Source organism: Musicola paradisiaca NCPPB 2511, assembly GCF_000400505.1.
Taxonomy (GTDB): Bacteria; Pseudomonadota; Gammaproteobacteria; order Enterobacterales; family Enterobacteriaceae; genus Musicola; species Musicola paradisiaca.
Genome location: NZ_CM001857.1, coordinates 1,734,815 through 1,748,877 on the forward strand (window position 1 = coordinate 1,734,815; position 14,063 = coordinate 1,748,877).

A 14,063-nucleotide genomic window follows, 5' to 3' on the forward strand; every position below is an offset into this window, starting at 1 on the left:
AACCCGTTTCCGGCAGGAGTGGCTGCGTATTGCCGGGATGGCGGCAGATGACAGCGTGATGCCGGCGGCGATGGGGAGCCAATAGCGCGTTTGAGATGCCGTTGCGGCGGCGGTTTCCGTTGGTTGCCACTACCTTTTTACCCGCAGAGTTTGCCTGAAATCATGGTTGTGTCAGTAATGCCTGGATCAATATCAGCCGCTATGCTATCGCTATTTCTTTTTTATATAACGATAACCGGGGAATATAATGAATCGATACGGATCAGTGCTATTGGCATCGGTACTGTTAGTGTTTTCTTGGCAAACACTGGCGACGCGGCAGGTAACGGATCAATTGGGGCGACAGGTGACGTTGCCGGATCAGGTGAATCGCGTGGTGGTGCTGCAACATCAGACACTCAATTTGCTGGTGCAACTGGACGCGCAGGATACGGTGGTAGGGGTGCTCTCCAGTTGGAAAAAACAGTTGGGTGCCGATTATGTACGGCTGGCGCCGCGTCTGGCGTCGCTGCCGATGCCGGGCGATCTGACCCAGGTCAATATCGAAAGCGTACTGGCGTTGTCGCCGCAGGCGATTTTTATTGCCAACTATGCACCACCGGAAATGTTGGCGCAGCTTGAGCGCACTGGGATCCCGGTGATTGCCGTTTCACTGCGACAGGACAAACCTGGCGAAGCCGGCAAGCTCAATCCGACGATGGATGATGAAGAAACGGCATACAACGAGGGGCTGAAAGCGGGCATTCGGCTGATTGGCGAAGTGGTCAATCACCAGGCGCAGGCGGAAGCGCTGATCGACTACACATTTAAACAGCGGGCATTGGTCTCCGCTCGTCTGCAGGATATTCCGATGGAGAAGCGAGTCCGCGTGTACATGGCGAACCCGGACTTGACCACCTACGGTTCCGGTAAATACACCGGGCTGATGATGGCGCACGCGGGCGCGCTGAACGTGGCTGCCGCGACCATCCAGGGTTTCAAACAGGTCTCCATCGAGAACGTACTGCAGTGGAATCCGCAGGTGATTTTCGTTCAGGATCGCTACCCCGACGTGGTGGGCAAAATCCTGCAGGATTCAGCCTGGCAAGCCATCGACGCCGTGAAACAGCAGCGGGTCTATCTGATGCCGGAATACGCTAAGGCTTGGGGATATCCGATGCCGGAAGCACTGGCCATCGGGGAGTTGTGGATGGCCAAACAGCTCTACCCCGAGCGTTTTAAGGACATCGACATGCAGCAGGCCGCCAACGACTACTACCAGCGTTTTTATCGCACGACATACCAACGGACGACGGATAAACCGGCCAAATGACGCCGGCACGTTATCGACTACTGCTGGCGGTATTGTCGGCCGCGATGCTGCTGATTGCCGTATTCTCGCTGGGCGTTGGGCAATACCGATTGCCTGTGGTGCGTATTGTACAGATTCTGGCGTCGCCGTTTGGCGGCGCGGGACAAGCGATCCCGGCGATTGAACAACAGGTGGTGTGGGACGTTCGTCTGCCGCGGGTGTTGCTGGCACTGTTGGTCGGTTCCGGCCTGGCGCTGTGCGGCGCCACGTTGCAGGGCGTGTTCCGTAATCCGCTGGTGGATCCGCATATTATCGGCGTCTCCTCCGGCGCGGCATTCGGCGGCACGCTCGCCATTCTGTTGGGGTGGCCGTCGGTCATGCTGCTGCTGTGCGCATTTGCATCCGGGATGGCGGCATTGTTACTGGTGTTTCTGATCGCCTCGTTGCTAGGGCGGCAGCACATTCTGGTGCTGATTCTGGCGGGGGTGATCCTGAGCGGTTTCTTTGGCGCGTTAGTCAGCCTGATGCAGTATCTGGCTGATACGGAAGAAAAACTGCCCAGCATTGTTTTTTGGCTATTGGGGAGTTTCGCGACCGCGCACTGGCACAGCGTATTCACGCTGGCAATTCCGTTGGTACTGGCAGGCGGTTTATTGCTGCGCCTGCGTTGGCGTATCAACGTATTGTCGATGGGAGAACAGGATGCCGTGACGCTGGGGATGCGGGGAATGCGTCTGCGTTGGTTGATTCTGACACTGTGCGCGGCGATCGTCGCGGCGCAGGTGGCGGTCAGCGGCAGTATCGGCTGGATTGGTCTGGTGGTGCCGCATATTGCGCGCCTCTGGGTGGGGCCGGATCACCGTCGGCTGTTACCGACGGCCATGTGTCTCGGCGGCGGATTCATGGTGTTGGTGGATGATCTGGCGCGCAGTATCACCACTGCGGAAGTGCCGTTGGGTATTCTGACCGCGTTGCTGGGTGCGCCCGCCGTGGTCATGGTGTTGTGCCGCTATCGGCAGGAGGTAAAAGGGTGAGCGATATCCTCTTGTGCGCCGACCAACTGGCGTGCGGTCATGCACCGGGGCAGGCGTTGTTCGAGCCGGTCAGCCTTAGCCTGCGCCGTGGCGAGATTACGGCGGTGTTGGGGGGCAATGGCCGGGGGAAAACCACGCTGATGCAGACATTGCTGGGGGTTTTACCGCCGTTGTCCGGTCGTGTTGAGCGCCACGGGCTCATCGGCTTTGTGCCCCAGCGTTTTACGCCGCCGTTTCCCTACAGCGTACTGGATATTGTGCTGATGGGGCGGGCGCGGCAGGTCGGTTTGTTCTCCATGCCGTCCGCGCATGACATCGCGCAGGCCCGCGCCGCGCTGACGTCGTTGGGGATGGATGCGTTGGCGGATCGTCCGTTCGATCGGTTATCGGGTGGGCAGCAGCAGTTGGTGCTGATTGCCCGCGCGCTGGCGACCGAGTGCCAGGTACTATTGCTGGACGAGCCGACAGCCGCGCTGGATCTGGCGCATCAGTCGGCGGTACTGGTTTTGTTGCAACGGCTGGCTCGGGAGCAGAAGATCAGCGTCATGTTTTCCACTCACGATCCGGCGCACGGGGTCATGATTGCCCAGCGTGCGCTGCTGTTGATGAATGACGGCGGCTACCTGTACGGGCCTAATGCCACCACGTTGACCGAAACCCATTTAAGCCGGCTTTATGGCGTGCCTATCCGTTCTTGTTCGCTGGAATGGGCGGGACAGCGCTATAGCACGCTGGTGCCTCTTTTCAGTGATATCACGCCATGATTTATCGTCCTTTACGTGTTTTCGCCGCCGGCAGCCTGCGGCTGGCGTTCCACGATCTGTTTGATGCTTTTTCCAGCCGTTACGCCATTGATATCGAACCTGAATTTGGACCGGCCGGATTACTGGCCCAACAATTGATGGATGGCGCATCGGCCGATGTGTTCGCGTCCGCTAACCGGGAACACCCTCTGCACCTGGCGGCATGCGGCAAAGCGGCACAGCCGATGGCGTTCGCCACTAATCGGCTGTGCATTACGATGCGTGACGATCCGGAACTGGTGCGACAGCACTGGCTATCGGCGCTTGGCGATCCCCGCTATGTGTTATCCACGTCGACGCCGGGCAGCGATCCCGGCGGTGATTATGCCCAGGCGCTGTTTGCGCGTATCGAACAGTTGCACCCCGGCCAAGGCGAGGCGCTGCGCCAGCGTGCGCAAGCGCTGGTGGGCGCGACGCGCGCAGCGCCGGCGCCGTCCGGCGTACCTGCGGGCGCCGCGCTGATTCTGAACGGGCAGAGCGATATGCATATCGGTTACGCCAGCTATATTCCCCAAATGCGGCGCATGGGCGGCGTGCATATCGTCGAGCTGGACGACCCTTACCAGATTACGGCCTGCTATATGTTGACGACGCTGTTGCCGGTGTATCCGCCTGCCGTCCATCTGGCCCGTTTTATCTGTTCTGACGCGGGGCAGGCGGTGTTGGCGCGGCATGGTTTCGGCCCGGTGCTGGCCCTGTAGCCGCGCCTTGGGCCCCCGCTGAACCCTGTAAATTTGGTGCGGCCAAACACGATACAAAAATCCTATCCCGTGATAGGCTGTTAAACAGGGCTGATATTGTTATCAGATTGTAATGATGTTGGGCCAAACGGCGTCGGCAAACGCGAATACGACAATGAATACGACAATGAATACGACAATGTCGTGCCGCGCCATGTTGCCCCGACAGTCCATTCAGCAGGGGGATACCGAGCCTGATGCAGACAACAGAAGTCGACCAGCGGCTGGCGGAGATCGATCAGCGTTTAACGATGGTGCTGGTGCCGGGATTGCGTGACAGCGATGAAGATCATTGGCAGAGCTATTGGGAACGGCGTTTCCCGTTCTGGCGTCGTATCCGCCAGAAAGAGTGGTATCAGGCGAATCTGGATCGCTGGGTGCTGGCGATTCGCCGCGAACTGGCGAGCTGCGATCGACCGGCGATGCTGATTGGCCACAGTTTCGGCGCGCTGGCGTCCTGTTATGCTGTCCAGCAAGACATGGCTGGGATCGCCGGCGTGATGCTGGTGGCGCCCGCCGAGCCGATGCGTTTCGAGATTGAGGATCGCATTCGGCCGGAACGGTTGACGGCGCCGAGCCTGGCGTTCGCCAGCCATAATGATCCACTGATGACCTTTTCCCGCGCCGAATACTGGACGGATGCCTGGGGCAGTGAACTGGTGGACGTCGGTGAAGCCGGGCACATCAATGCCGAATCAGGCTTTGGTCAATGGGAATACGGCCTGACGCGGTTGGCGTCCTTCGCCGAAAAACTGTCCCCACCCGCGTGACCCTCGGCGGCGTCCGCCGCCATGCCTGTTCGGCGCTGAATATCTCGATTGCCCGCCTGCTACCAACCTCTTCCTTTCCTGTATCGCTGGCGGCGTCCCCTTTTGTCGGGCATGCCCGCATCAAGGCATTTCCCTCGTCTCTGTAAGCCGGATGTTGCACCCGGCATGGGGATGTCGGCGTCGGCTAAGCATATTAAACGGCGCCGTTTGTCAGGTGGCAGACCCGGATGGGCATGTTCAGAGCGCAGTGCCGGCGGGTACGGGACAGGCGACTATCTTGCCCGATACCTTGCCGCCGGTATTTAAGGCTGGATGACGGTGGTGGTCAACCGCGAAACGCAACAAAGCGTTTGCCGTGGGTCGACGATTTCAATCTGCCAGACCTGTGTGCGCTGTCCCAGATGCAACGGCTGGCAGATCCCCCGTACCTCGCCCTGGCTCACCGCCCGCAGATGGGTGGCGTTGATTTCGCTGCCGACTACGCTGGCGCCCGGCGGCGTGCACAACCAGCCAGCGACTGACCCTAGCGATTCCGCCAACACCACGGAGGCCCCGCCGTGCAGCAGACCGAACGGTTGCCGGGTTCGATCGTCTACCGGCATGGTGGCTTCCAGGCAGGATTCTCCGATATGGGTAAAGACGATCCCCAAATGCGACAGCATGCAGGTTTGGCTCATGTGATTAAGGCTGTCCAGCGAGACATCGCGTTGCCAAATCATCATTCGTATCAGGCCCCTAGCGTCGCGCCGCCATCGATCACGATATCCTGCAGCGTGATATGGCTTGCCAGATCGGAGGCGAGAAACAGTATGGCGTCGGCAATTTCCCGTGGTTGAGCGATTTTCCCCAGCGGGATACCGAGCTTGTACTGCGCCGGAAAACCGTCGATGGTGTGCTGTTCCGAAGCGGGGGAGTGCCACAGGCCGCGTTGCATCGGGGTATCGGTCGAACCGGGTGAGACCAGATTGCAGCGTACTCCATAGGGCGCCAGCTCCAGCCCCACCGTCAGGCACAGGCTGCGCAACGCCGCTTTGGACGCACAGTAGGCCGCCATGCCGACGCGCGGAACGTGCGCCGCATTGGAGCCGATCGAGACAATAGCGCCGCGGCGCTGGCGCTGGAACTGAGGGATCACCGCCTGAAACAGGTTGAAAGCGCCGCCTGCGTTGACTGACAGGCAATCCAGCCAGTCCTGCTGGCTCAGGTTTTCCGTCTGCCCCATGCGCAGGATCCCGGCGCCGTTGACCAGCACATCCAGGTGCGGCCGTTCCCTGAGCAACGCGCCGCAGCAGTCGGCAACCGCCGATGCGTCGCTGATGTCCAACTCGCGGGCGGAAAACGGCAGGTCGGTATGGGGAAATGCCCGGTCGAACCCGATCACCTCGGCACCCGCCGCCGCGAACCGGCAGGCGGTGTCGTAACCGATGCCGCGACCCGCGCCTGTAACCCACACGAGCTGGCCTTGAAAGTGCAAGTCGCCGTTCATGCGCCCTCCCGTAATGGGTTGAGCAGCCGGTGCCAGTGTCGCAGCGTCGGCTGCTTGACCAGCGCGACGAAATCGAGGTCGTGTCCCTGCTGACGCCAGCGGGCGACCAGCGACATAATGCGCACCGAATCCAGCCCATAGTCGAGCAGATTTTCGTCATCGCAGATGTCATCGCTGTCGTCGTCCAGCAGCGGCAACAGATCGGCGCGCAGTTGCGTCAGTGTGTAGCCGGTCGCCGGCGCCAGCGCTGACAGCGACTGATCGGTAGTGACCACCCGGCCGCAGCGCCCGGCGGTATAACGCAGCGCCATCATGTGCTCTTCCTGGGAAAAATCCGCCAGAGCATCGGCCACCATGAACGGTTTGACATCACGCATGAAGGCATCGGTGGCTGTCGTCAGGCAACCGATGTGGGCATAAACGCCGCAGATGATCAGCTGGTCACGCCCGCTCTGTTTTAGCCGTTGTTCCAGATCGGAGCGCTGGAAGGCGCTGTAACGCCACTTCACCAGCACGGTATCCTCGGGATCCGGCGCCAGCGCGTCGGTAATTTTTTGCTGGTCGGGGTGCCGGTTAAGCCCTGGGCCCCACATGTCGTTCAACAGCGCCCGATCGGCAGGGCTCTGCCGGTCTGGCTGGGCGGTGTAGAACACCGGGATGCCCCGCTGACGGCAAATCTGTTTCAGGCGCACGATATTGGCGATCAATTGTTGGGTCAGCTGGCTGTCCTGGCCCCAGAAATTGAGGAAGTAACACTGCATATCGTGGATCAGCAACGCAGCACGGTCGGCGTCCAACGGCCAGTTGACCTTGTTGGCGGGCAGTTGATCGTCGGTAGGCAGCGAATAGTCGTTCAGCGATGGAATACTCATGATTTACTCTCCTGCGGTTGCCGCCAGACGCTGTTCGGCCAGCTGGCGCAACTGCTTTTTATCCACTTTGCCGACGGCGGTTTCCGGCAGTAACGGCAGGGTTTCGAAACGATCCGGCAATTTGTAGTCGGCGATGCCTTGCTCACGCAGATGGCGGCGCAGCACGACGGGCTTAACGGGCTCGCGGGTGACGATGAACGCACAGCTTTTTTCACCCATCAGCGTATCGGGAATGGCGACCAGCGCGGCATTGATCACCGCCGGGTGACGCAGCAGCAGGTTTTCCACCTCTTCGGCGGCAATCTTTTCGCCGCCGCGGTTGATTTGATCCTTCTCGCGGCCGACCACCTGCAGATACCCGTCTTCCCGCAGGATCACCAGATCGCCGGAACAGTAGAACCCGTGTTCGTCGAACGCCTGGCGGTTGTGCTCTGGGCTACGGTAGTAGCCGCGGAAGGTATAAGGGCCGCGGGTCATCAGACGGCCGGCCTGGCCGTGCGGCAGCGGGTTGCCGTCGGCGTCGGCGACCCATACTTCGTCGTCGGGGCTGATGGGGCGCCCCTGCGTGGTGAAGATATGCTGCTCGTCATCATCCAGACGGGTGTAATTCACCAACCCTTCCGCCATGCCGAACACCTGTTGTAACTGGCATCCGAGCTCCGCCGGAATGCGGCGCGCCAGCGATTCGCTCAGCCGCGCGCCGCCCACTTGTAGCAGTTGCAGGCTCTCCAGTGCGTGGCGTTGTCCGGCCAATGTTACCGCCTCCAGCCATAGCGTGACGGCCGGCGGCACCAACGCGGTGACGTTGATGCGGTGGCGGGCGATCAGCGGGAAACAGCAGCTGGCGCTGGGGTTGTTCGCCAGTACGACGGCGCCGCCCGCATAGAACGCGCCCAGCGCGCCCGGCGAACTGAGCGGGTAGTTGTGGGCGGCGGGCAGCGCGCACAGATAGCGGGTCTGCCGGTCGAAACGGCAAATCTCCACGCTGCCACGGGTGCTGTAGTAGTAATCGTTGTGGGTTCGGGGGATCAGTTTGGGTGTCCCGGTACTGCCGCCGGATAGCTGGAAGAACGCCACTTCATCCGCCGGAGTGGGGGTGTCTTCCCATGAGAGGGGGGCTTCGTCGTACAGCAGACGGGCCAAATCCCGCGTCTCATCTTCATGACCGAGCAAGATACTGGTTTGTAGCGTCGGGCAGCGCTGGCGCAGTTCGTCGATAAAAATCATTATCCGCAAACAGGGGGTGGCGACGATCGGCGATCAGCAGCGCCGGCGCTATCTGGTCGGCGTAAGCGCGCAGTTCGCTGCGTTGGTGATTGTATAAGGCGTTGACCGGCACGACGCCGGCCCGCAACAGGGCGAAGAAGGTCAGATAGAATTCAGCGGTATTGCCCAATTGCACCAGCGCGGTTTGCCCCGGCAGTACGCCGTGTCGCCGCAGCGCCGCCGCCAGACGGGCGCTCAACTGCTGCATGCGCGCATAGCTGAACCGACGCTCGCCGCAGATCAGTGCCGTCGCCTCACTGTCGGCGTGACGGGCAATGATGTCGCACAGCGGCAGGTCGTCCCAGTAGCCGCGCTCGCGGTAACGGTGCGCGAGCGCCGCCGGCCAACGGGTAAATGCGAGCGTCATGCGGCACACTCCTGGGCCTGACGCAGGCCGAAGGCGCGCAGCATGGTGCTCAGTTTCACGCCGGTTTCATGCCATTCGCTAACCGGTTGCGAGTCCGGCACGATGCCGGCGCCGGCGAACAGCCGAACGCGATGATGGCGTATTTCGCCGCAGCGGATGGTGACAACCCACTCGCCGTTACCTTGTGCGTCGCACCAACCGACGATGCCGCCGAACAGTCCCCGGGTAAAGGGCTCCAGCTCGGCGATACGTTCTCTGGCCGCCGGTGTGGGCGCGCCGCACAGCGCCGGGGTCGGGTGCAGCAGGCAAGCCATCGACAGCGCATTTTCCTGCGGATTGCGCACGATACCGCTGATGCGGCTTGCCAGATGCCACAGCACCGGGGTGTTGAGCAGTGTCGGTGCGTCCGGCAGCGTTAGCGTCTGGCAACGCGGAGCGAGCAGACGCCTGATCTCTTCGGTGACGATACGGTGTTCGTGGTGGTCTTTGCCCGACTGCATCAGCGATTGGCGCAGTTGCTGATCTTCCAGCGGATCGTCGCTGCGCCGGGCTGAGCCCGCCAGCGGTTGCGACAGCACGTCGTTGCCGCGTTTATACAGCAACAGTTCCGGGCTGGCGCCCAGCAGCGCGCCCTGCGCCAGCGGCAGATGAAAATTGTAGCTCCAGGGGTTCTGCCGATTAAGTCTCAACAGCATCTGGATGGAATCCAGCGGCTGGTCGGTATCGATATCCAGCAGACGGGACAAGACGATTTTGTTCAGGCGACCTTCACGGGTATCGGCCACGCCGGCGTTGACCATGCGGCAAAAGGCCTCGTGTTCCGGGGATTCCCGCAACCGGCGGATGGCGATCGGCGTGTCCGCGACGTCAAGCGATTGCAGCTCTTCGCGTGGGAACCAGCGGGTGTGCTGCGGAATGAACAGGTGGGCCGGCTGGCGTTTGTCGAATGGAATGGCGCCGACCAGCAACGGGTGCGGCAATCCATCCTGCCGGGCTGCGGCAAACAGGCCGGAAACCTGCTGCTGGAAGGCACCCTCAAGATCGCCGCCATCTTCTGTCGATGCGCTCAGCGAAGCGTAGCATCCTCGGGTGTGCAGACTGCCTTGCGGCGACAGGAAGAGAAAATCGTCGTTCAGTAGTGAACGGGAGTGCAGAGCGTGGGTAGTGGCTGATAGCGTCGACACAGTCTGTTCCTTATGTCTGTTGAGTAAACCTATCGCGTGTAGTCGGTTGTGGCATAAGCAGGGCGGACAACACGTCCGCCCGAGAAAACCGCTTACCAGCTGTAGCTGACGCTGGCGACAACGGTACGGCCCGAGCCATAGAAACAGGCTGTGGTGCCGGAGCAAGACGCGACGTAGTGTTTGTCGGTCAGATTGTTGACGTTGAGTTGTAACGTCGTGCCTTTCAGGTTAGGTAACGCTTCGCCCAGTTCGTAACGCGCCATGGCGTCGTACAGGGTATAGGCCGGTACCTTGAAGGATTCGGCGTTATCCCCATAGCTGGTGCCGATGTAACGCACGCCGGAGCCCAGCGTGACGCCTTTCAGCGGACCGGTCAGGAAGCTGTAGTTGCCCCAGGCGGAGGCGGTGTGGCGAGGAATGGCCGCCGGCGACTTGTTGACCTGGCTGGCGGTGTTGCTCTCTTTGGTCTCCGCGTCGGTATAGGTGTAGGCCGCGATCAGGCTGATTTCCGGTGTTAATTGCGTGTGCGCCTCGGTTTCCACCCCTTTGGATTTCACTTTGCCGATCTGTTCGTAGTAACCGATGGTGCTGTTGTAAGAAGAGATATTCTTCTGGGTGATGTCGAACAACGACACCGTCAGCAGGGTATTGCTGCCCTTGGGCTGGAATTTGATCCCCACTTCCGACTGTTCGCCGGTCGTCGGGTCGAACGGTGCGGTACCGGGAGCGCCGCTGTCGAGGTTGGGCTCGAACGAGGTGCTGTAACTGACATACGGTGAAATCCCGTTGTCGAAAGCGTACAGCAACGCGGTGCGGCCGGTGAATTTGGCGTCGTTTCTTTCGTCCGTGGTGCTGGTATTGCGGTTGGTGGTTCTGACCTGGCTCCAGTCATGGCGACCGGACAACAGCAGGTTCCACTGATTCCACTCCAGTTGATCCTGCAGATAAACGCCGGTCTGATCCAGTTTCTTGCGCTGGTTGGTGGTTAGGGACTGCGTGCTTTCGTCAATTTTCAGGCCGTAGGTTGGGTTGGCCCAGTTAAGATCGTACTGGCTGCCGGCTGCACGCCAGAGCTTGTAATCGCGATCCGTCCATTTGTAATCCAGCCCGCCAATCAGGGTATGGGAGAGTTCGCCGGTGCTGAATTTCGCTTTCAGCTGGTTGTCCAGGCCCAGTTCGTTCGCTTCGGTTTCTTCGCGCTGTGCACGACGAGACAGGGTGGTATTGGTGGCGGTACCGCCGGTGGAGTACACCAGATATTTATATTTCTCGTTCAACTGTGAATAACGGAAATTCTGCTGGAACGAAAGCACCTCATTGAACGAGTGATCGAAGATATAACCGATAGCGGTTTGCTCACGCTCGGACTGGTTATAGTTGGCATCACTGACGTTAAAATCATAAGGCAGATAACCGGCGCTGGTGCCGAATACGGTGCCGTATGCCGGCAGGAAGTTACGCTGCCCGGCTTTTGGGTCGTTCTGGTAGCTGGTCAGCAGGGTAAAACTGGTATCCGGGTTGGGGAGCCAGGTGATCGCCGGTGCGATAGCCACACGCTGTTGTTTATAGTCATTGACGAATTCTTTGCGAGTGCTGGCGATGCCGTTCAGGCGGTACAGCAGCGATTTGTCGTCGTTAAGCGCGCCGCCGAAGTCAAACGCGGCTTCGCCCAGGCTTTGGTTGCCGGCGCTGAATTTAATCTTGTGGATCTCTTCCGCCGTCGGGCGTTTGCTGGTCATGCTGATCAGCCCGCCGGGGTTAACCTGCCCGTACAGCACGGAAGCCGGGCCATGCACCAGTTCTACGCGCTCCAACAGCCAGGGGTCGATTTTCCCCATCACGCCGGCCTGGCCGTTTAAGCCATAGCTCAATCCATCCAGGAATTTAGGCGCATAGCGGAAGCCGCGGGCAATCACTTCATCGCTGCGGTTTGAGGAACCGCGGTAGTTTGTCACCACGCCGCTGGAATAGTTCAGCGCGTCCGAGACGTTGGCAACCGCCTGGTTGTCCATCTGATCGCGGGTCACGACGCTGACGGATTGGGGCGTTTTCACCAACGGCGTGCTGGTTTTGGTGCCCGCGGCGCTTTCCTTGGCGACGACGCCTTTTAGCGGCGCGGTAACACTTTCATTGGTACTGGCGGAAACGACAATGGTGTCATTGTGGGTTGTCGTTGCCGCCTGAGCCAGCGGCGCGACCAGTAAAGATATGAAAATAGCTAATGGTTTCTTTTTAGTGTGATACATCGGCTTTCCCCTCAGAAAACAGCCCTGTTGGTTCAGTATGTGTACATGGGCGAGCCATATCGAAAGGTCGTCTTTGACCATAGCCATCAATAAATTAAATATAATCAATAGCTTTTAATGTTTTCGAACGTTGCTATAACCCAGAGTGTATTGCTGATATCCCGATAAAAATCGAGACACCCATCTTATTGCAAATGTAAATAATTCTCAATATTATTTCTATCGATGTTTATGACGGTATCCTTGTCATTCGACACATTAATAAATTTGATTAAATGTAAGAAAAACGTAAAGGGCTGCGGCCCGGGAGGGTTTGATGCCGGAAATACAGGCGCCGGGATTTGCTGCCGCCTTGCTATCGTCGCCCCAGGCGGGAACGCAGGAATGGTGGCGACAGATCGCCAGCGTGGGAACGCCGCTGCTGGAGCCGCAAGGAGAGCAGCAAGTACGAATGACGTTTCTCTGGCGCGATCCGGCCGGAACGGCGCGGCATTCCACCATTCGACAGGTGTATATCGATGTTAACGGCGTGACCGATCATCACCACTTTACGCCGCAGAGCCTGCAACGCCTTCCCGGCACGGATGTTTGGCACTGGTCGGTGGATATCGAACGCGACTGGCGCGGCAGTTACTGCCTGATCCCCGTTGGCAGCGAGCATCTGCCGCCGGCGTTCACCGATCACGAACAGCAGCGCGAATGGTGGTGTTCGCTGTTTCCCTTGATGACGGCCGATCCGCTCAATCCGGCTACCCCTTGGGATACCTGGACAGGGAAGCAACTTTCCGCCGTCCACCTGCCGGATGCATTGCCGCAAGCTGCCTGGTCGTCGACCGACGGCGGTACGGCCGTACCGGCGGATCCTTCCCGCCGATTCACGTTCGAGTGGCACAGCCCGCAGTTGGGGAATCGCCGCCGTATCTGGCTATACATTACCGGCCATACCGACGAGCCCGCTGCGCGCCCGCTGGCGATCGTGCTGGACGGGCAAAAGTGGGCGGAGGAAACGCCGCTGTTCGCGCCGCTGGATGAGGAAACCGATGCCGGCCGGCTGCCTGCCGCCGTTTATCTGTTTATCGACGCCATCGATATGCCGCGCCGCAGCCAGGAATTGCCCTGCAATCCGGCATTCTGGCGGGCGGTGCAGGATGAGTTATTACCGATGGCGGCGCAGTATGCGGCCTTTAGCGACGATCCCGATCGCACGCTGGTATCCGGCCAGAGTTACGGCGGGCTGGCGTCGTTGTATGCCGGCCTGTATTGGCCCGAACGTTTCGGCCGGGTGTTGACGCAGTCCGGATCCTTTTGGTGGCCGCATCAAAAAGTGCTGACCTGCATGGGCGGCCGCCATGAGCAGGATGTCGGCATGCTGATTGCCGAGGTACGACAGTGCGGACGTCCCGCGAGGCCGCTGGTGGTGTTCCAGGAGGCGGGCCGCCGGGAAAGCGATATCCATTTCGTCAATCAGCAGATGAACGCCGCGCTGAACGCGGCGGGCCATCATGTGCATTACCGCGTCTACAACGGCGGTCACGACATGCTGTGTTGGCGCGGTGGATTGATTGACGGTTTACGCTGGCTGCTGACAACGCAGCCGACAACGACAAACAACAAGGAGTGACGCCATGTCCCAGGAATCTGTGAATCCGTTTGATGATGAACGTTTAACGTTTCTGGTGCTGATCAATACGCAGCAACAGTTCAGCCTGTGGCCTGAGTTCGCCGCTATTCCCGCCGGCTGGGCGGCGGTATTCGGGCCGCAGAGCCGCGAGGCGTGTATCGGTTATACGCAGGCGCAGTGGCTGGATATGCGGCCTGCCGGAGTGAAAACGACGTCTCAGGCGTAATGCCGTTCGTCTGACCGAGCCGGTGGAAAAATACCGCGGGGACAACGGCGAAAGGGGTGCCTGTGCGTGTGTCTCCGTTCTCGCAGGGGCGATCGAACGGGATGGGTTTTCAGACGGGTCATCACCGGCCGACCTGACAAGGCGGACGCTGTTCTCC

At 60.0% G+C, this 14,063-nt stretch carries 12 protein-coding genes and 1 pseudogene; 7 read left to right on the forward strand and 6 right to left on the reverse strand.

Annotation, left to right across the window (positions count from 1 at the left end; genetic code table 11):
- Positions 1–247: 247 nt before the first annotated feature.
- The 5 genes from DPA2511_RS07620 (at position 248) to DPA2511_RS07645 (ending at position 4,638) form a co-directional block, all read left to right on the forward strand.
- On the forward strand, positions 248–1,312 hold the full coding sequence (locus DPA2511_RS07620) for an ABC transporter substrate-binding protein (RefSeq protein ID WP_012765098.1): 1,065 nt from the start codon (positions 248–250) through the stop codon (positions 1,310–1,312).
- Positions 1,309–2,325, forward strand: a complete 1,017-nt coding sequence (locus tag DPA2511_RS07625; protein WP_012765099.1) for a FecCD family ABC transporter permease — start codon at positions 1,309–1,311, stop codon at positions 2,323–2,325. Before DPA2511_RS07620 ends, DPA2511_RS07625 begins: the two co-directional genes overlap by 4 nt.
- Positions 2,322–3,089 (forward strand): ABC transporter ATP-binding protein, encoded by a 768-nt coding sequence (locus DPA2511_RS07630; protein ID WP_012765100.1) that lies wholly within the window; start codon positions 2,322–2,324, stop codon positions 3,087–3,089. Before DPA2511_RS07625 ends, DPA2511_RS07630 begins: the two co-directional genes overlap by 4 nt.
- A complete protein-coding gene (locus DPA2511_RS07635) occupies positions 3,086–3,829 on the forward strand; it encodes a molybdate ABC transporter substrate-binding protein (protein WP_012765101.1) in 744 nt (247 codons plus the stop codon). Before DPA2511_RS07630 ends, DPA2511_RS07635 begins: the two co-directional genes overlap by 4 nt.
- Before the next feature lie 236 nt (positions 3,830–4,065).
- Positions 4,066–4,638 carry an RBBP9/YdeN family alpha/beta hydrolase gene (locus DPA2511_RS07645; protein ID WP_012765102.1) on the forward strand — a complete coding sequence of 191 codons (573 nt, stop codon included), beginning with the start codon at positions 4,066–4,068 and terminating at the stop codon, positions 4,636–4,638.
- 302 nt (positions 4,639–4,940) lie between these two features.
- Here DPA2511_RS07645 and DPA2511_RS07650 read toward each other — a convergent pair whose 3' ends face one another.
- The 6 genes and pseudogenes from DPA2511_RS07650 to DPA2511_RS07675 all read right to left on the reverse strand — a co-directional run bounded on the left by DPA2511_RS07650 (position 4,941) and on the right by DPA2511_RS07675 (position 12,059).
- Complete coding sequence (locus DPA2511_RS07650) at positions 4,941–5,357, reverse strand: hotdog fold thioesterase (protein WP_023638236.1); 417 nt, start codon at positions 5,355–5,357, stop codon at positions 4,941–4,943.
- Between the two features lie 8 nt (positions 5,358–5,365).
- Entirely contained in the window at positions 5,366–6,124 is a 759-nt protein-coding gene (gene dhbA, locus DPA2511_RS07655) for a 2,3-dihydro-2,3-dihydroxybenzoate dehydrogenase (RefSeq protein WP_012765104.1), read from the reverse strand.
- Positions 6,121–6,996, reverse strand: coding sequence for an isochorismatase (locus DPA2511_RS07660; RefSeq protein WP_012765105.1), 876 nt, complete (start codon positions 6,994–6,996; stop codon positions 6,121–6,123). Before DPA2511_RS07660 ends, dhbA begins: the two co-directional genes overlap by 4 nt.
- Before the next feature lie 3 nt (positions 6,997–6,999).
- Positions 7,000–8,629 (reverse strand): annotated as a pseudogene (locus DPA2511_RS21295) ((2,3-dihydroxybenzoyl)adenylate synthase).
- Complete coding sequence (locus DPA2511_RS07670) at positions 8,626–9,813, reverse strand: isochorismate synthase (RefSeq protein ID WP_012765107.1); 1,188 nt, start codon at positions 9,811–9,813, stop codon at positions 8,626–8,628. Before DPA2511_RS07670 ends, DPA2511_RS21295 begins: the two are co-directional and overlap by 4 nt.
- A 92-nt stretch (positions 9,814–9,905) precedes the next feature.
- Positions 9,906–12,059, reverse strand: coding sequence for a TonB-dependent siderophore receptor (locus DPA2511_RS07675; RefSeq protein ID WP_012765108.1), 2,154 nt, complete (start codon positions 12,057–12,059; stop codon positions 9,906–9,908).
- Between the two features lie 316 nt (positions 12,060–12,375).
- Here DPA2511_RS07675 and fes point away from each other — a divergent pair, with 316 nt between their 5' ends.
- Positions 12,376–13,680, forward strand: coding sequence for an enterochelin esterase (fes, locus tag DPA2511_RS07680; RefSeq protein ID WP_012765109.1), 1,305 nt, complete (start codon positions 12,376–12,378; stop codon positions 13,678–13,680).
- Positions 13,681–13,684: 4 nt separating this feature from the next.
- Positions 13,685–13,906, forward strand: a complete 222-nt coding sequence (locus DPA2511_RS07685) for an MbtH family protein (RefSeq protein WP_012765110.1) — start codon at positions 13,685–13,687, stop codon at positions 13,904–13,906.
- The last annotated feature ends 157 nt before the right edge of the window (positions 13,907–14,063 follow it).